17 protein-coding genes are annotated in these 17,255 nt (G+C 64.1%); 4 read left to right on the top strand and 13 right to left on the bottom strand.

Annotation, left to right across the window (positions count from 1 at the left end):
- The first annotated feature begins 41 nt into the window (after nt 1–41).
- The 3 genes from AC07PT_RS01495 to AC07PT_RS01485 all read left to right on the top strand — a co-directional run bounded on the left by AC07PT_RS01495 (nt 42) and on the right by AC07PT_RS01485 (nt 1,994).
- A complete protein-coding gene (locus tag AC07PT_RS01495; protein WP_492345169.1) occupies nt 42–737 on the top strand; it encodes a fumarylacetoacetate hydrolase family protein in 696 nt (231 codons plus the stop codon).
- Nucleotides 738–870: 133 nt separating this feature from the next.
- Nucleotides 871–1,377 (top strand): hemerythrin domain-containing protein, encoded by a 507-nt coding sequence (locus AC07PT_RS01490; protein ID WP_492345168.1) that lies wholly within the window; start codon nt 871–873, stop codon nt 1,375–1,377.
- A 68-nt stretch (nt 1,378–1,445) separates the two neighbouring features.
- Nucleotides 1,446–1,994, top strand: coding sequence for an NUDIX hydrolase (locus AC07PT_RS01485; protein WP_492345167.1), 549 nt, complete (start codon nt 1,446–1,448; stop codon nt 1,992–1,994).
- A 27-nt stretch (nt 1,995–2,021) separates the two neighbouring features.
- Here the strand turns inward: AC07PT_RS01485 and AC07PT_RS01480 are convergent, their stop codons facing one another.
- Nucleotides 2,022–2,561, bottom strand: a complete 540-nt coding sequence (locus tag AC07PT_RS01480) for a hypothetical protein (RefSeq protein WP_492345166.1) — start codon at nt 2,559–2,561, stop codon at nt 2,022–2,024.
- A gap of 291 nt (nt 2,562–2,852) precedes the next feature.
- Here AC07PT_RS01480 and AC07PT_RS01475 point away from each other — a divergent pair, with 291 nt between their 5' ends.
- Entirely contained in the window at nt 2,853–5,306 is a 2,454-nt protein-coding gene (locus AC07PT_RS01475; protein WP_494655547.1) for a heavy metal translocating P-type ATPase, read from the top strand.
- A 67-nt stretch (nt 5,307–5,373) separates the two neighbouring features.
- Here the strand turns inward: AC07PT_RS01475 and AC07PT_RS01470 are convergent, their stop codons facing one another.
- The 12 genes from AC07PT_RS01470 to hisS form a co-directional block, all read right to left on the bottom strand.
- Nucleotides 5,374–5,898 carry a phosphoribosyltransferase gene (locus tag AC07PT_RS01470; protein ID WP_492345164.1) on the bottom strand — a complete coding sequence of 175 codons (525 nt, stop codon included), beginning with the start codon at nt 5,896–5,898 and terminating at the stop codon, nt 5,374–5,376.
- Nucleotides 5,899–6,002: 104 nt separating this feature from the next.
- Nucleotides 6,003–7,376: an adenylosuccinate synthase gene (locus tag AC07PT_RS01465; protein WP_492345163.1), complete on the bottom strand. Its 1,374-nt coding sequence runs from the start codon at nt 7,374–7,376 to the stop codon at nt 6,003–6,005.
- 13 nt (nt 7,377–7,389) lie between these two features.
- A complete protein-coding gene (locus tag AC07PT_RS01460; protein WP_492345162.1) occupies nt 7,390–8,538 on the bottom strand; it encodes an ATP phosphoribosyltransferase regulatory subunit in 1,149 nt (382 codons plus the stop codon).
- Between the two features lie 52 nt (nt 8,539–8,590).
- Entirely contained in the window at nt 8,591–8,782 is a 192-nt protein-coding gene (locus AC07PT_RS01455) for a DUF2065 domain-containing protein (protein ID WP_492345161.1), read from the bottom strand.
- 6 nt (nt 8,783–8,788) lie between these two features.
- Nucleotides 8,789–9,691: a protease modulator HflC gene (gene hflC, locus AC07PT_RS01450; protein WP_494655546.1), complete on the bottom strand. Its 903-nt coding sequence runs from the start codon at nt 9,689–9,691 to the stop codon at nt 8,789–8,791.
- Between the two features lie 11 nt (nt 9,692–9,702).
- A complete protein-coding gene (gene hflK / locus AC07PT_RS01445) occupies nt 9,703–11,061 on the bottom strand; it encodes an FtsH protease activity modulator HflK (RefSeq protein WP_494655545.1) in 1,359 nt (452 codons plus the stop codon).
- 40 nt (nt 11,062–11,101) lie between these two features.
- The gene (gene hflX / locus AC07PT_RS01440) at nt 11,102–12,277 is read right to left on the bottom strand and encodes a GTPase HflX (RefSeq protein ID WP_494655544.1); all 1,176 of its coding nucleotides are present in this window, start codon (nt 12,275–12,277) and stop codon (nt 11,102–11,104) included.
- Nucleotides 12,278–12,337: 60 nt separating this feature from the next.
- Nucleotides 12,338–12,589 carry an RNA chaperone Hfq gene (hfq, locus tag AC07PT_RS01435; protein ID WP_019575375.1) on the bottom strand — a complete coding sequence of 84 codons (252 nt, stop codon included), beginning with the start codon at nt 12,587–12,589 and terminating at the stop codon, nt 12,338–12,340.
- A gap of 118 nt (nt 12,590–12,707) precedes the next feature.
- A complete protein-coding gene (gene der / locus AC07PT_RS01430) occupies nt 12,708–14,051 on the bottom strand; it encodes a ribosome biogenesis GTPase Der (protein WP_492345157.1) in 1,344 nt (447 codons plus the stop codon).
- Between the two features lie 17 nt (nt 14,052–14,068).
- Nucleotides 14,069–15,205: an outer membrane protein assembly factor BamB gene (gene bamB / locus AC07PT_RS01425; protein ID WP_492345156.1), complete on the bottom strand. Its 1,137-nt coding sequence runs from the start codon at nt 15,203–15,205 to the stop codon at nt 14,069–14,071.
- A 5-nt stretch (nt 15,206–15,210) separates the two neighbouring features.
- Complete coding sequence (locus tag AC07PT_RS01420; protein WP_494655543.1) at nt 15,211–15,906, bottom strand: YfgM family protein; 696 nt, start codon at nt 15,904–15,906, stop codon at nt 15,211–15,213.
- A gap of 12 nt (nt 15,907–15,918) precedes the next feature.
- Complete coding sequence (gene hisS, locus AC07PT_RS01415; protein ID WP_492345154.1) at nt 15,919–17,253, bottom strand: histidine--tRNA ligase; 1,335 nt, start codon at nt 17,251–17,253, stop codon at nt 15,919–15,921.
- Nucleotides 17,254–17,255: the final 2 nt, after the last annotated feature.

Genomic DNA, 17,255 nt, shown 5'->3' with positions numbered 1-17,255 from the left:
CCCGTTCACTTCCCCGCTGCAAGACGACTTGAAAGGCTGACATGAGCTATGTGATCCCTGCCGCTCCCCCGGTGAGCGTCCCGGTGCTGGGTACCAGCGACCGTTTTCCGGTGCGCCGCATCTATTGCGTGGGCCGCAACTACGAAGAACACGCCAAGGAGATGGGCTTCACCGGTCGCGAACCACCCTTCTTCTTTCTGAAGCCCGCGGATGCGCTGGTGGTGGTGAACGCTGGCGAAACCGGCACCATGCCCTACCCCAGCCTGACGCAGAACCTGCACCACGAAATCGAGCTGGTGGTGGCCATCGGCACCGGCGGCCGCAACATCACGGCGGCTGATGCGCACAAGCACATCTACGGCTATGCGGTGGGCCTGGACATGACGCGCCGCGACCTGCAAAACGAAATGAAGAAGCAGGGCCGCCCCTGGTGCATCGGCAAAGGCTTTGACCACAGCGCGCCGATCGGTCCCATCACCCCGGCTGCCCAGGTCAGCGATCTGGAACAGGCCGCGATCTGGCTCAAGGTGAACGGCCAGGAGCGTCAGTCCAGCCAGATCTCGAAGCTGATCTGGAACATTGCCGAAACCATCGAGCACCTGTCGGCCGCCTGGGAGTTGAGCCCGGGCGACCTGATTTACACGGGCACCCCAGAGGGCGTGTCAGCCGTCGTCAAGGGGGACCTGCTGGAAGGTGGTGTGACCGGCTTGGGCCAGTTGAACGTGCGGATTGCCTGATCGACCACCGAACGCACACGCCCTTGGAGCCCCGCGAGGGGCTTTTTTCATTTCAGCACAAGCCTTGACATGGCTTAAGAATGCAAGGCGCACGCGCCCTACGATGGAGCCATCCCATTCACAGGAGCACGTCATGAGCACGGTCACCGAATCCGCCGACTTCGAAGCCCTGGACGCCTGCCACCAGCAGATCGCCAGCCACCTCCAGGCCCTGAAGGCCCTGGTCAAGCACGTTGCCGAGACCGGTGTGGATCCATGGGCCCAGCAGCAGGCTGCGGCCATTGAGGCCTTCTTCTCTGGCACCTCGCGAGAGCACCACGCCGAAGAGGAACGCAATGTGTTTCCGCCCCTGCTGGCCACTGCTGACGCCTCGCTGGCCCAGACCATCCGCACCCTGCAGCAGGACCATGGCTGGATCGAGGAAAACTGGATTGAACTGGCCCCGCAACTGCGCGCCATGGCTGACGGCCACGGCTGGACCGATCCGGCCGAGTTTCAGCACTATGCCGAGGTGTTCCTGAGCCTTTGTGAAGGCCACATTGCCCTGGAAGAATCACTGATCTATCCCGAGTCCAAGGCACGCTGGGCGGCCGTGGTGGCGCGGAGACTGACCGAGTTGCCCGCCCTGGTCCGGGCCTGATCCCGACGCGGGCGTACGCGATATCCCCCTGGGCACGTCAGCGCCGCACTTGCCCGTACACTCGTGGCATGACGTATCGCAGCCCCATCAAGCACTGCCGCAACTGCGGTTCGGTCGTGGCCTATCGGATTCCGGACGACGGAGACACCAAACCACGCGCCGTCTGCACGGTCTGCCACACGATCCATTACGAGAACCCGCTCAACGTGGTGGGCACGGTGCCCTACCTGGGCACCAAGGTGCTGCTGTGCAAGCGCAACATCGAGCCCCGCTGGGGCAAGTGGACCCTGCCGGCAGGCTTCATGGAGCTTGAAGAATCCACCGCCCAGGGTGCGGCGCGCGAAACCCAGGAAGAAGCCGGGGCCTTGTTCGAGCTGGAAGGTCTCTTCAGCATCCTGAACGTGATCCGAGTGGGTCAGGTGCATCTTTTTTACCGAGCCCGCCTGCTCAGCGACACCTTCCATCCTGGGCATGAAACCATCGAAGCCCGACTGTTCGAAGAGCACGAGGTTCCGTGGGACGAGATCGCGTTCAGAACCGTCAAGGAAACGCTGGAGTGCTATTTTGCCGATCGACGCCGCGGCCATTACGACATCCATCAGATCGACATCGCCTGAGCCCTGAGGCAGCCCACCGGCTCGGCGTCAGTGGCGATCGCCGTGCCGATCCCCACGACCTTCGCCGCGATCACCCCCCGGCCCGCGCCCCTCGCGGTCCCAGCCGCGGTGCTCGCCTCGGTCCTGGTGGCGCTCCTCGTGACGCTCAAAGCCTCGCCCCGGCCCATGCGGCCCATCACCACGACGCTCCCACCAGCGGTCCCGGTCATCCACCCGGACAAAGTACACCGGCCGACCGCAGGCCTGGTAGCGGCGGCAATAGCGACCCCAATTCCGATACTCCACGGTTGATACATAGAGATACATCGGAGGCGCCCCCAACACGGGCTGGCCGATCACAACCGGTGCGGTATTGATGATAGGCGGCAGGGGATTGTTACCCACCGAGATCTGACCATAGACGCCTGGGGCCATGGGCCCCCCCACCGTCAGGTTCACATACGCCTGGGCATGGGCGGCCCCAGCACTGAAGGTGCCGACGGCCAGCGCCAGCAAACCTGATTTCAGCGCCTTGGAGTAGCGAGACGGATTGATAGAGCCGACCAGTGACATTGACTTGTTAAGCACGATATTGACTCCTAGTGTTGATGTGACCTTAACGCGCCAGGGGGAGCTTCGGTCTTGTCTATTTGTAAACATAGGCATGAAGGTGTTTCACACCCCGCCCGGATGGCAAGCCGCCCCATCCGATCACAGCCCCCTGCCCCGAGGCCGAATGGGCTGACTGCCTTGCCATGAGAACACGCAGGGGCAAGCAGGCTGGAAGACAATCGTTGAAAGCCTCAGAACACGGGTCTTGTTCACCCTCGCATTCAGAAACGGAAGGAAGAATCCATGGCGCCCCCCCATGAGTTGAGAATGGACTTGTCGCTTGTGCTGCCTGACATTGCCCATGCCGGGGACCGATGCATCGAACGCCTGGACGCGGTGCTGCGCCAGACACAAGGCATCAATCTGTTGCGCGTGCTGCAGGAAGAGGCGCCCCCCCAGTTGAGCATCCAGTTCGACCCCCATTTGATCGATCTCCCCCGCCTGCGCCTGTTGGTGCAGGACTCTGGGCAACACATCACCAGCCAGATCGGACACCTGAGTCTGGATTCGCGTGCCGAGGGGGATGAGCCCCCACCCGTGTGGCTTGAGCACCTTGCCGCACTCGAGGGCGTGTTGGGCGTCGAACTGGGCCCGGACGGACTGCTGCACCTGGAGTACCTGCGCGAACGCACCACGGAACAGGCGCTGAGCCACCAGGCCCGGGCCTTGATTCAAGCGCCCGCTTCGACCCCCGAGTCCACCAGGGCGGCGCGCCACCATGACCATGACCATGACCATGACCACGGGCACGGGCATCAGCATGCGCACGATGGACCGCTGGGTGAGCATGCCGAGCTGGCCTTTGCTTTGTGCACCGGTGTGTTGGTGCTCGGGGGATGGCTGCTGGAAACCTGGCACCCCTCACCGGGCTGGATACCGCTGGCCTGCTATGTCATGGCCTATGTGGCAGGCGGCTGGTTCACCGTGAGCGAGGCCTGGGCCAACCTGCGAGCGCGCCGTTTCGAAATCGACACCCTGATGTTGGTGGCGGCCGCCGGGGCAGCGGCCCTGGGACAGTGGGCCGAGGGGGGCCTGCTGCTGTTCCTGTTCAGCCTGGGGCACTCACTGGAGCACTTTGCCATGGGGCGGGCCCGACGCGCCATCGAGGCCCTGGCCCAGTTCGCCCCCGAACGGGCCACGTTGCGTGAGGGCGAACACACCCGAGAGGTCGACGTGGCCACCCTGCGTCCCGGTGACCAGATCCTCATCAAACCCAACGAACGTTTTCCGGCCGATGGCTTTGTGCTGGCTGGCCAGAGCAGCGTGAACCAGGCCCCGATCACTGGTGAAAGCCTGCCCGTGGAAAAGGGACCCGTCAGCACGCCTCAGACCGCGCTGCGCGATTTCGCACGCCTGCCTGCCAGGCACCGCGTGTTTGCCGGCAGCCTCAACGGTCGGGGCGCGCTGGAGGTGGTGGTGGCACGCTTGGCCAACGAGTCGACCATGGCCCGCATGGTTCGCTTGGTCACCGAAGCCGAAACCCAGCGCTCCCCCACGCAGACCTTCACCGAACGCTTCGAGCGCGTGTTTGTGCCCCTCGTGTTGAGCTTTGTCTTGCTGCTGCTCTTCGCGTGGTTGGTGGTGGATGAGCCGTTCTCGGCCAGTTTTTACCGAGCCATGGCGGTACTGGTGGCGGCCAGCCCTTGCGCGCTGGCCATCTCGGTGCCCAGTGCCGTGCTCAGTGGCGTGGCGCGCGCAGGGCATGGCGGGGTATTGATCAAAGGCGGCGCGCCCTTGGAGAGCCTGGGACGCCTGGATGCGATGGCCTTCGATAAAACGGGCACCCTGACTGAAGGCAAGCCTAGCCTGACTGACGTCGAACCCGCCGCCGGGGTCAGCGCCGAAGAGCTGCTGACGGTGGCCTTGGCGGTCGAACGCCACAGCGACCATCCGCTGGCTGCCGCGGTGGTGGAAGGCGCCTTGGAACGCCTGGGGCCTTCGGTCAGCGTGCCCGAGGTCTTGGGCCTGCAAAGCCTCACGGGCCTGGGCGTGACGGCCCGGGTGGGCCATCAGACGGCCTGCATCGGAAAGCCGGCCTTGTTCAGCCGCCTGGGACAGGACAGCCCCGACGCGGCCCTGGAGCAGACCCGTGAGGCCCTGGAGCAGACTGGGCGAAGCACCATGGTGGTCCGCCTGGGCCAGCGTGATCTGGGCGTGCTGGGGCTGATGGACACCCCCCGCCCCGGCGCCGCCGGAGTGATGTTGGCGTTGCGCGCGCTGGGCATCCAACGCCTGATCATGATCTCAGGCGACAACCACCGGGTGGCCGAGGCTGTGGCCCAGGCCATCGGCCTGACCGAAGCCCATGGCGAACTGATGCCCGAGGACAAGGTACAGGCCATCCAGGCCCTGCGGGCCAACGGTGGCCAAGTGGCCATGGTGGGTGATGGCGTGAACGATGCCCCCGCCATGGCCCACGCCACCGTGGGCATTGCCATGGGGGCCGCGGGATCGGATGTGGCGCTGGAGACCGCAGACGTGGCGCTGCTGGGCGACGACCTGGCCCAGTTGCCGTTCGCAGTCGGGCTGTCGCGCCAGACCAGCCGGATCATCCGGCAAAACCTGTGGGTGAGTCTGGGGGTGGTGGCGGTGCTGCTGCCGGCCACCTTGCTGGGTCTGAACATGGGCACTGCCGTGCTGTTCCATGAAGGCTCGACCCTGCTGGTGGTGGTGAACGCGCTGCGCTTGCTGCGCTACCCCCTGAGACGCACCGTGGCCTGAACCCGCCAACGAAATCGGCCGCCGACTGGAAAGTGCGGCGGCCGATGGGCAAGAGCGTGTGAAAGACTCAGATCTTCCACTTCTCCAGCAGCTTTTCAGGGCGCAGACTGTCGTAGCTCTCGAAGGGCTGGTGGATCCAGGGATTGGTCGGCAGGTACTCCACCGAATAGTCAGGCGTGAAGATGGACAGTTGCTTGGTCCAGATCACCGCACTGCGCAGCTCAGTGATGGGGGCGTAGTTGTTCTTCAGCATCTGGATCACGGCGTTCAGGGTGTGCCCCGAATCAGCCAGGTCATCCACCAGCAGAACCCGTCCGGCAATCTCGCCCTTGGGGGTGGTGATGAAGCGTGCGATGTCGAGATGCCCTTGCACCGTGCCCGCTTCGGCTCGGTATGAACTGGTGGACATGATGGCCAGTGGCTTGTCGAAGATGCGGCTCAGGATGTCACCTGGGCGCATGCCCCCGCGTGCCAGGCACAGGATGGTGTCAAACTCCCAACCCGACTGGTGGATCTTGATGGCCAGCTTCTCGATGAGGCTGTGGTATTCGTCGTAGCTCACGTACAGGTGTTTACCGTCTTCGGTCAGCATCTGATTTGCTCCTGGATGGATCGCTAAAAAGCCCGCCGCAAGCCTGCGACGGGCTCATTATTCATGAATTTGTAAAGAAAAGAAGCCTATCTCAGACCAGATCGTCAGGCCAGGTAGGGGTGGCGCATCATGATCGTGTGGTCACGGTCCGGACTGGTCGAGATGACATGGATCGGCACGCCGGTGACGTGCTCGATGCGCTGCAGGTACAGGCGGGCGTTGACGGGCAGCTTGTCATAGTCGGTCACACCCACGGTGCTGTCGGTCCAGCCTTCCATGGTTTCGTAGATCGGCTTGCAGCGGGCAATGTCGTCCGCTCCCATGGGCAGGATGTCGGTCACTTCGCCGTCAAGTTCATAGCCAGTGCACAGCTTGAGTTCGGTCAGGCCATCCAGCACGTCGAGCTTGGTGATGCACAGCCCGGTCAGGCCATTGACCTGCGCGCTGCGCTTGAGCAGGGCCGCGTCGAACCAACCGCAGCGGCGGCTGCGACCGGTGGTGACACCTTTTTCGGCACCGATCGTGCTCATGTGCCAGCCCGGGGTCCCTTCTTTTTCCCAGTCGAGTTCGGTCGGGAAGGGGCCGCCACCCACGCGGGTGCAATAGGCCTTGGTGATCCCCAGGATGTAATGCAGCATGCCCGGGCCCACACCAGCGCCTGCAGCGGCATTGCCGGCCACGCAGTTGCTGGAGGTCACATAGGGGTAGGTGCCATGATCGACGTCGAGCAAGGTGCCCTGGGCGCCTTCGAACAACAGGTTGGCGCCATGCTGGTGGGCGTCGTTGAGCTCGCGCGAGACGTCGGCCATCATGGGCTTGAGCAACTCGGCGTGGCGCATGGCTTCTTGGTAGACGGGCTCGAACTGCACTTCGCCATCGACGATGTAGGGCTTGAGTGCCTCGCCGAACACGAACTTGCGCGAACCCAGGAAGGTCGTCAGCACATGGTTGTGCAGGGCCAGCAGTTCACGCAGCTTGGCCGCGAAACGCTCGGGGTACTTCAGATCTTGCACGCGCAGGGCGCGGCGGGCGATCTTGTCTTCATAAGCCGGACCGATGCCGCGACCGGTGGTGCCGATCTTCTCGGTACCGCCTTCTTCGCGGGCCGCCTCACGGGCCACATCAAGTGCGGCATGGAAAGGCAGGATCAGCGGGCAAGCCTCGCTGATGCGCAGGCGCGAGCGCACCTCGACACCGGCCTTCTCCAGGCCTTCGATCTCCTCGAACAGCTTGGCCGCCGACAGCACCACACCGTTGCCGATGTAGCACTTGACGCCGGCGCGCATGATGCCGCTGGGAATCAGGTGCAGCGCCGTCTTGACGCCATTGATCACGAGGGTGTGCCCTGCATTGTGGCCACCCTGGAAGCGCACCACGCCCTGGGCGCTTTCGGTCAGCCAGTCCACGAGCTTGCCCTTGCCCTCGTCACCCCATTGGGTACCGACCACCACCACATTACGACCGCTTGTCTTGTTCATCACAGTATTTGATTCAAAGGGATTTCACGACCCACTGCCCAGCGCTGGAGACCAGCTGGCGATCGCAATGGAACTCATCAACTTCACTCTCGTGGCCCGGCAGCACGCCCACCACCGTCTCACCCTGCGCACGCAGGGCCGCCACCGCAGCGCGCAAGGCCGGGTCCACGCCCCAGGGCGCGCGAATGGCCGCACGCAGGGCACGCGGGGCCACCACGCTCACCAATTCACGCACGTCCAGGCTGAAGCCGGCCGCCGGGCGATTGCGGCCGAACACCGCGCCCACTTCGTCGTAACGACCACCGCGGACCAGCGCATCGCTGGTGCCGGGCACATAGATCGAAAAACGTGCACCGGTGTAGTAGGCATAGCCGCGCATGTCGGCCAAGTCGAAGGTCAGATTGACCTCACCCAACTGGCTGGCCAGCCAGCGCAACTGGTCCAACGCGGCCAGCAGCTTGGGCTGCCCGGCAAAGACCCGGCTGGCCTCATCCAGCACGCCCATGTCGCCGTACAGGCCCGGCAAGGCCAGCAGCAATTCACGCGTGGGAGAGGGCAGATCGGCCACCAAGGCCTGCAGATCGCTGCTGGCCTTGACGGCCAGTGCTTGTTGAATGGCCTGCAGGCGGGCCGGCGCCAGTTGCAAACCGTCCAGCAGCGTGCGAAGGATGCGCGCATCGGCCAGATCGACGCTGAGGCCGGTGACGCCGGCCGCCTTCAGGCAATCCAGGGCCAGCAGCAGTGCTTCCAGATCGGCCTCAGGGCCGGCATGGCCATAGATTTCGGCACCGAACTGCAGCGGCTCACGGGTGGCGTGCGGGCTGTCCGGCCGGGTGTGCAACACCGGGCCGCAATAGCACAGACGGGTCACGCCCTGGCGGTTGAGCAGATGGGCGTCGATGCGGGCCACCTGCGGGGTGGTGTCAGCACGCAGGCCCATGGTGCGGCCCGACAGTTGATCGACCAGCTTGAAGGTGAGGAGATCGAGCGCCTCACCTGTACCGGTCAACAGGGATTCAAGGTGCTCCAGCAGAGGCGGCATGACCAGCTCATAGCCGTAGCTGCGCGCCGTATCAAGCAGGGCGCGGCGCAGTTCTTCGATGTGCCGGGCCTCGGAAGGCAGGACATCGGCAATGTGATCCGGCAGGACCCAGGCAGACATGGTGATGGGGGGGCTGTTAAAAACGTGATTTTACAGATGTTGGCCAGCCCACTCAGGACAGGGCCCACACCAACGCCAGACCGGCCAGCACGCTGAGCAGGCCGATGAAGCGGATCTGACCATCCTGCAACTGGAGCAGGCGGGTGAAAGTCTGACGCCAGGCGGTCGGTGACAGGAAGGGAAACAAGCCCTCGATCACCAAGACAAAGCCCAGCGCCAGCCAGAGCGCGTCAGAGTCCAACACCCGCGCTCACTTCTTGCCGGCAGGCGCTGTGGGCACAGCACCGCGGAAGATGCGGAAGAACTCGGAGGTGGACGGATCGACCACCACCACATCGCTCTTCTTGTTCAGCGTGGCCTTGTAGGCCTCCAGGCTGCGGTAGAACTGTGCGAACTGCGGGTCCTTGCCAAAGGCCTCGGCGTAGGTGCGAGCCGCTTCAGCGTCGCCCTCGCCCTTGATCTGCTGCGCCTCACGGTAGGCGTTGGCCACCGTGATTTCGCGCTGGCGATCGGCATCGGCACGGATTTTCTCCCCCTCGGCGCCCCCAGTGGAACGCAGTTCATTGGCCACGCGCTTGCGCTCGGCCTCCATGCGTCGATAGACCGACTCGGTGATGGCATCCACGTAGTCGACGCGGGTGACACGCACGTCCACCACGTCCACGCCCCAGGGCTTGTCGCCCTTGACCACCTTGAGCACTTCGCGGCGCACGTCGTTCATCACAGCATCCCGCTTGGAGGACAACAGTTCCTTGACGGTGTGCTTGTTGACCTCTTCCTGGAACGCGTTGCGCACCACGCGGTTGAGCTGGTTGGCACCCGCGGTCTCGTCCAGACCGACGTTGCGGATGTACTCCAGCGGATCGGCGATGCGCCAGCGCACATACCAGTCGATCACCACGCGCTGCTTTTCAGCCGTGAGCATGGGCTCGGTGTCGTTGCTGTCAAGCATGAGCAGGCGCTTGTCGATGTAAGACACGTTCTGGAACGGGGGCGGCAGCTTGAAGTTCAGACCGGGTTCGGTGATGACTTCCTTGATTTGTCCCAGGGCATAGACCACCCCGAACTGACGCTGATCGACCACGAACAGCATGGAGCTCAGCAGCGCCAGGGCCACCAGCAACGATGAAATGAAAAATCCGATTCTGTTCACGAAGCTACTCCCTAGCGCGATTCGCGGTCACGCGAGCGGCCGTTGTCACGAGCGCGCGACTCGCTGGAAAACGCAGCACCTGTTGTGGGTGCGCTGGCGGGGGCCTGAGGGACCACGGCAGCAGCAGGTGCCGCGTCGGCCGAGGCCGCCCCGGCCTGCTGCAGGATCTTGTCGAGCGGCATGTACAGCAGATTGCCGCCTTGCCGCGACTCGACCAATACCTTGGTCACGTTGCCGTAGATCTGCTGCATGGTATCGATGTACATGCGGTCTCGGGTGACCTGGGGCGCCTTCTGGTACTCGTTCAGCACCGACTTGAAGCGCTGGGCATCGCCTTGAGACTGAGCCACGATGCGGCCCTTGTAGGCCTCGGCCTCTTCCTTCAAGCGGGAGGCCGAGCCCACCGCGCGCGGAATCACGTCATTGGCATATGCCTGGGCTTCGTTCTTGGCACGTTCGCGCTCTTGCCCTGCCTTGAGCACGTCGTCAAACGCCGCCTGCACCTGCTCGGGTGGGCGCACGCCCCCTTGCTGCAGGTTGATGCCCACCACTTCCACCCCGACCTTGTAGCGATCGAGGATGCTCTGCATCAAGGCACGCACGCGCGGCGCGATCTGATCGCGCTCGTCGGACAAGGCGGTGTCCATGCGCATCTTGCCAACCACTTCACGCACCGCCGTCTCGGCAGCCTGCACCACGGACTCGCCAGGGTTCTTGGACTCAAACAACCAGGCGCGCGCGTCATTCAGCCGGTATTGGACAGCGAACTTGATTTCGACGATGTTTTCATCTTCAGTCAGCATGGCGGAGTCGCGCAGGCCCGTGCTCTTGATGACCGTGTCACGGCCCACATCCACCGAGCGGATCTGGGTGACAAACACCAACTCGTGGCGCTGGATCGGGTAAGGCAGGCGCCAGTTGAAACCGGCCCCCACGGTCGACTTGTAACGCCCGAACTGCGTGATCACGGCCTGCTGGCCTTCCTGGACGATGAAGAAGCCTGTCCCCAGCCAGATCAGCACGGCCACGGCCGCGATCAGCCCCACGCCAACACCAGCGCTTTTCATGTCGGGCTGGTAGCCACCGCCGCCGCCCTTGCCGCCCGAGCCACCGCCCTGCCCGCCGCCTTGGCCGCCAAACAGCTTGCCCAGTTTGCGGTTCAGGTCACGCCACAACTCATCGAGGTCCGGCGGAACCTGCTGGCCCCCCTGCCCGCGCGGGCTTGGTTGCTCTGGAGCCTCCTTGTCCGGACGGCCACGTTCACCGGAGGAATCATCCCCCCGACCCCAGCGCGGATCGTTGAGATTGAACATCCCCTTGATGCGACCCGGCAGAGCCGGCCAGCGCAAGGCTTTGGTCTTGAAGTTCATTCGCATTGCTCTTTTCTTGTACGGGACTGATTGTGCCCAATCAGGACGAAGGAAGTGCCAATTCCGTGGCGCCGGCTGCGGGATCTGCAGCTGGTGCCAGATGGGCCAGGGCCAAGGCGGCGAGCTGCTGACGCAGCACTGACAGGCCTTCGCCACTGCGCGCACTCACGAACACGCGGGGCACCTGACGGCCGGCCAGCTCGAACGTGTCCAGGGCCTGCAGCGGACGCTGCGCCTCATCGATGGCGTCGAGCTTGTTGAACACCAGCAACTGAGGTACCTCAGCGGCCCCGATCTCGCCCAGCACACGCAGGACCTCGTTGAGTTGCTCGGGGTAATCCGGGTTGGCCGCATCGACCACATGCAACAGCAGATCAGCGTCGGTCGCCTCCTGCAGGGTGGCCTGAAAGGCGTCGATCAGCCCGTGGGGCAGGTCTCGGATGAAACCCACGGTGTCGGACAAGGACACCGAGCGCCCGGCCTCACCCAGGTAGAGCTGGCGGGTGGTGGTGTCCAGGGTGGCAAAAAGCTGGTCGGCCGCGTAGGCCCGGGCCTTGACCAGGGCATTGAACAGCGTCGACTTGCCTGCGTTGGTGTAGCCCACCAACGAGATGTTGAAGGTATCGCGACGCTCGCGCTGGCGACGCTGGGTGCTGCGCTGACGCTTGACCTTTTCCAGACGCTCTTTGGTGCGCTTGATGGCCTCGCCGATCATTCGGCGGTCCAGTTCGATCTGGGTTTCGCCCGGCCCGCCCCGCGCGCCGATGCCCCCACGCTGACGTTCCAAGTGAGACCAGCGGCGCACCAGACGCGTGCTGACGTACTGCAAGCGTGCCAGCTCGACCTGCAGTTTGCCTTCGAAGCTGCGCGCACGCTGGGCAAAAATTTCAAGAATCAGCAAGGTCCGGTCGTTGACCGGCAAGCCGAGGTGGCGCTCCAGGTTGCGCTGCTGGGCGGGGCTCAGCGATTGGTCGAACAGGACCTCGACGGCCCCGTGCTGCTCGGCCATGAACCGGATCTCGTCAGCCTTGCCACTGCCGACGAACAAGGCCGCGTCGGGCGCCTTGCGTTTGCAGGTGATGCGCGCCACGGGCGTCAGGCCCGCGGTCTCGGCGAGCAGACCCAGTTCTTCCAGGTCGGCATCGAAATGCGGACCACCCAGATCCACACCCACGAGGATGACCGGGGTGGGGGCAGGAGAATTCTTGTCAGTCAAATCAACGGAGCCTGTAAAAAAGCCGGCCGCCCCCCTTGCGGGGGACGGCCGGCTTCCGGATCACTGTGCGGCTGCGGGCTCTGCAGCGTCAGCAGTGGAGAAGTTCACAGCACGACCCGGCACGATGGTCGAGATGGCATGCTTGTAAACCATTTGCGTCACGGTGTTGCGCAGCAACACCACGTACTGGTCGAACGACTCGATCTGACCTTGAAGCTTGATGCCGTTGACGAGGTAAATCGACACCGGCACATGCTCGCGGCGCAGTGCGTTCAGGAACGGGTCTTGAAGAAGCTGCCCTTTATTGCTCACGATATTCTCCGTGTTCAAAATGTTGTTGGAAAGCCAGACCTTACCACAGGCCCGGCCCCTGGCAAGGCGCAAGGCCAATTTTCAGCACCCGGACTCCGGGGGCCCTGCGGCCATGGGCTCAATGGCCGTCCTTGTCAGCAAAAGGGTTTTGCGACGTCTTGAGCTCGATGCGCAAAGGCGTACCCACCAGGCTGAATTCCTTGCGGAAACGGCCTTCCAGGAAGCGCTTGTAGGCCTCGGTCACGTGCTCCAGCGAGTTGCCGTGGATCACGATCACCGGCGGGTTCATGCCGCCTTGGTGGGCATAGCGCAGCTTGGGACGGTACATGCCCGTCTTCTTGGGCGTCTGGAACTGCACCGCCTCCAGCAGCAGGCGGGTGAGAACCGGCGTCGGCATCTTGCACGTGGCCGCCTTGTGGGCCTGCGCAATCGCCGACCAGACCGGCCCCAAGCCCTGGCGCTTGCGTGCCGAGATGAAGTGCACAGAGGCAAACTTCAAAAAGGACAGGCGGGTCTCGATCGAGCGCTCGACCAGTTGGCGCTGGTAGTCGTCCACCGCATCCCACTTGTTGATGGCAATCACCACGGCGCGGCCACTCTCCAGGATGTAGCCGGCAATGTGGGCGTCCTGATCGGTCACGCCCTGGGTGGCGTCCAGCAACAGCAAAACCACATTGGCTGACTCGATGGCTTGCAAGGTCTTCACCACCGAGAATTTCTCGATCGCTTCAAAGACTTTGCCCTTGCGACGCAAACCGGCGGTATCCACCAATTCGTAACGCTGCCCATTGCGTTCAAAGGGCACCGAGATCGCATCCCGGGTGGTGCCAGGCATGTCAAAGGCCACCAGACGCTCTTCACCAAGCCAGGTGTTGATCAGCGTTGACTTGCCGACATTGGGACGCCCCGCCACGGCAAGTTTGATCAGGCCGGCATCAGCCTCCTCGGCATCCTCGTCGGGCTCAGGCAGGTTCAAGGGGGCCAGCGCCAGATCGACCAGGCCGCGGATGCCTTGGCCGTGGGCCGCCGAGACCGGATAGACCTCGCCCAGGCCCAGCTCATAAAACTCGGACAGTTGCATGCCCTCTTTCATGCCTTCGGCCTTGTTGGCCGTCAGCACGCAAGGCTTGCCCAGGCGACGCAGGTACTTGGCAATGTCGTGATCCTGGGCCGACAGGCCGGCCCGGGCATCGACCACAAACACCACCACATCGGCTTCGGCCACAGCCTGCTGGGTCTGCTTGGCCATTTCCTTGTAGATGCCACTGGCAGCATCGGGCTCGAAGCCCCCGGTATCGATCACGATGTACTCGTGCGCACCCTGACGGCCATTGCCGTAGTGGCGATCGCGGGTCAGGCCCGCGAAGTCGGCCACGATGGCATCACGCGACTTGGTGAGGCGGTTGAAAAGTGTCGACTTGCCGACATTGGGGCGCCCGACGAGCGCAATAACAGGTTTCATGAAGCATTACCGCCGATTCATTCCGGACGGAATGCAAACACGCCACCCTTGCGGGTGACCACGACCAACACGCCATCAGCCAGCACCGGGGCCACCGCAATCGGTGAGCCGTCGGTGCTGAGGCGGTTGAGGGAACTGCCATCTTCGCGAGACAGCAAATGAACAAAGCCAGCGTCGTCGCCGATCGCCAACGAGCGACCCAACAGCAACGGGGCGGTCAGGTGGCGGTATTGCAGACGATCGCTGGTCCACAGGCGTTCACCATCGGCACGACGCCAGGCCACCAGACGGCCATCGGACTCGGTCCCGAAGACGGTTGCCGCATCACCATGCACGCCGGTGAATCCATTGGCTGGCTTGGTCCAGCTCAAGGTACCACGCTGGGCCTGCACGCAGCCCACGGCAGCCTGGAAGGCGCGCACGCAGACCGAGTCGTCCACGCGGCTCACGCGACCCACCAGGTCGACCAGGCGTTCGACATCGTTGGTGCCGCGCGGCGTGGCCAGAGGCGCCTCCCAGCGGATACCGCCGTTGGCAGGGTTCAAGCCCGCGAGCCGCCCGGACAGGCCGGCCACCAGGGTGTCATTGACCGGAATCAGCACGCCCGGTTGACGCAGCACCAGGGGCTCACCCGGGCGCTGCTGGGTCCAGAGCTTGCGGCCGGATTCAGCATCAAAGGCCGATACGGAGCGATCGGCCGCCAACACGAAGACCCGACCACCGGCAACCAAGGGCGCAGTGAAGACCTGGGCGGGCAATTGGCGACGCCAGATTTCGCGTCCGGCCACAAAGTTGACCAATTCGTTGTTGCTGGTGACCACAGCCACCTGCTTGCCATCGCCGCCCACACCCGCCGTGATGCTGGCCTTGGCGTCGGCGCGCCAAAGCTCGCGCCCGGTGGTGGCATCCCAAGCGGTGACCTGCCCTGCCGACGAGGCCAGGGTCAGGGTGGAACCCGTGACCTGGGCGTCCAGCGGGAACTCAACCGCCCCCAGGCTGGCCGACCAGGCCGGCTTGACCCCCACCAGGGCCACCACGGGCGCCAGTTCGGCAGGCTTGTGCTTGGGCGAGCCCGAGCTGCAAGCAGTCAACACCAGCAGCGAAACAGCCGCCAGGGCCGCCATGAGGCTGCGTTCAACGACCGGTCGTGCCATGTGCTTCACTTCTTGTCCTCGGTAGGGGCTGTCGCGGCTGTCGCCGGTTCGGCAGCAGCTTGCGGGTTGACGCCCAGTGCATTGAGCTTGGCCTCGATCAGGCGCCGGTATTCCGTGCGCTCATCGAGCTTTTGATAGGCCTTGCGGTATTCGGCGATGGCCTCATCGGCCTTGCCTTGCAAGGCCAGCACATCCCCCTTGCGATCGGCTGCCAGGGCTTCGAATTCGGCAGGGAAAGCGGTACCCAGGGTCTTGAGGGCTTCGTCGTATGCCTTGGCATCGACCTGGAGAGCCGCCAGGCGCAGGCGGGCCACGGCCTTCACGCCATCGTCGCCGGATTGCTCCAGCACCCAGTTCAGGGCCGCCTTGGCAGCATCGGCATTGCCCTTGTCAGCCAGGGCCTGGGCAGCCAGCAGGCTGGCCTGGGCGGCATAGGCCGTGCGGCCGTACTTGCCGTGGATGTCTTCCTGCACACGGGCCACCTTCTGCAGGTCCTGAGCCTTGACCGCGCGCTCCATTTCGTCATAGAGCACAGCGGCCTGGGCAGCCTGGCTGCGCTGCCAGTACTGGTAACCGTTCCAGGCGGCAAAGCCGCCAAAGATCACGATCAGCACCCAGCTGATGGCATTGCCGTAGCGGTTCCAGAAATGCTTGAGCTGATCGAGCTGTTCTTGTTCTTCGAGGTCGAGATGAGATGCCATGGCGTTCTGCTGTTAATTCTGGGATTGTAGGGTGATCGCCCATTGGGGCAGATCGCTCAGCGAGCGGGCCTGTTGGGCGCCTGCGCCATCCCGCAGCGACTTCACAGTCACCTCGCCACGGGCCAACTCGTCGCCGCCAAAAATCAGCGCATGGCGGGCGCCGCTGGCGTCGGCCTTCTTGAACTGGGACTTCATGCTGCCCCAGGACTCTGCCGCACCGGCATGCATCTGGACCGAGACGCCCAGGGCACGCAACTGCACCAGGGTTTTGAGGACCAGCGGCAAGGCCGCGGCATCGGGCACGATGGCATAGGCATCGGGCGCCGGGGCCTGTGCCGGGGCCTGCTCGCGCAGCAACTCCAGCACCCGCTCCACCCCCAGGGCCCAGCCCACGGCAGGGGCCGCCTTGCCACCGATCTGCTCGATCAGGTAGTCGTAGCGGCCACCGCCGCAGATCGTGCCCTGCGAGCCCAGGCTCTCGGTGATGAACTCGAACACCGTGAGGTTGTAGTAGTCCATGCCCCGCACCAGGCGCGGGTTGATCGTGTAGGCCACACCACAGGCATCCAGAATACCGCGCACGGTGTTGAAGTGGGCCAGCGAAGCCTCACCCAGGAAGTCGATCAGGCGCGGGGCCGATTCGACCACCTCGCGCATGGCCGGGTTCTTGGTGTCCAGGATGCGCAATGGGTTGCTGTGCAGGCGACGGCGTGCGTCTTCGTCGAGCAGCGCCTCGTGCTGCTCGAAGTGGGCGATCAAGGCCGCGCGGTGCGCCTTGCGCTCGGCCGGCTGGCCCAGGCTGTTGAGCTCCAGGCGCACATCCTTGAGGCCCAGCTCCTGCCACAGGGCATGGGCCAGCAGGATCAGCTCGGCATCGACCTCGGCGCCCGGAAAACCCAGGGCTTCGGCGCCGATCTGGTGAAACTGGCGATAGCGACCACGCTGGGGACGCTCGTGCCGGAACATCGGCCCCATGTAATACAGGCGCTTGCCGCCGTCATACAACATCGAATGTTCAGCCACGGCACGCACCACGCCAGCCGTGTTCTCGGGGCGCAAGGTCAGGGCTTCGCCATTGAGCTTGTCCTCGAAGGAGTACATCTCTTTTTCAACGATGTCGGTCACCTCGCCCAACCCACGCACAAACAGCGGCGTGGGTTCGACGATGGGGGTGCGGATGTTGCGGTAGGCATGGCGGGCCATCAACTGGCGCACCTTGTCTTCAAGCCACTCCCACTGCGCCGACTCGGGCGGCAGGATGTCGTTCATGCCTTTGACGGCGGAAAGCTTTTCAAATCGGGGCGCGGACGCCGCAGCCGCGGGGGCTGCCTGGGGTTTCTCGGACATAA

The organism is Curvibacter sp. GW821-FHT09D12 (assembly GCF_059416245.1).
The sequence above is the reverse complement of the archived record's forward strand: the minus strand, read 5'-3'. Positions and strand labels throughout refer to the sequence as shown.

Bases quoted from the DNA above. Each gene is read 5' to 3' on its own strand.
- hflK (WP_494655545.1), bottom strand. From the start codon at position 11,061: ATGAACTTCAAGACCAAAGCCTTGCGCTGGCCGGCTCTGCCGGGTCGC.
- AC07PT_RS01420 (WP_494655543.1), bottom strand. From the start codon at position 15,906: ATGGCATCTCATCTCGACCTCGAAGAACAAGAACAGCTCGATCAGCTC.
- AC07PT_RS01465 (WP_492345163.1), bottom strand. From the start codon at position 7,376: ATGAACAAGACAAGCGGTCGTAATGTGGTGGTGGTCGGTACCCAATGG.
- der (WP_492345157.1), bottom strand. From the start codon at position 14,051: ATGAAACCTGTTATTGCGCTCGTCGGGCGCCCCAATGTCGGCAAGTCG.
- AC07PT_RS01485 (WP_492345167.1), top strand. From the start codon at position 1,446: ATGACGTATCGCAGCCCCATCAAGCACTGCCGCAACTGCGGTTCGGTC.
- AC07PT_RS01495 (WP_492345169.1), top strand. From the start codon at position 42: ATGAGCTATGTGATCCCTGCCGCTCCCCCGGTGAGCGTCCCGGTGCTG.
- AC07PT_RS01460 (WP_492345162.1), bottom strand. From the start codon at position 8,538: ATGTCTGCCTGGGTCCTGCCGGATCACATTGCCGATGTCCTGCCTTCC.
- AC07PT_RS01490 (WP_492345168.1), top strand. From the start codon at position 871: ATGAGCACGGTCACCGAATCCGCCGACTTCGAAGCCCTGGACGCCTGC.
- AC07PT_RS01475 (WP_494655547.1), top strand. From the start codon at position 2,853: ATGGACTTGTCGCTTGTGCTGCCTGACATTGCCCATGCCGGGGACCGA.
- bamB (WP_492345156.1), bottom strand. From the start codon at position 15,205: ATGGCACGACCGGTCGTTGAACGCAGCCTCATGGCGGCCCTGGCGGCT.
- AC07PT_RS01470 (WP_492345164.1), bottom strand. From the start codon at position 5,898: ATGCTGACCGAAGACGGTAAACACCTGTACGTGAGCTACGACGAATAC.
- hisS (WP_492345154.1), bottom strand. From the start codon at position 17,253: ATGTCCGAGAAACCCCAGGCAGCCCCCGCGGCTGCGGCGTCCGCGCCC.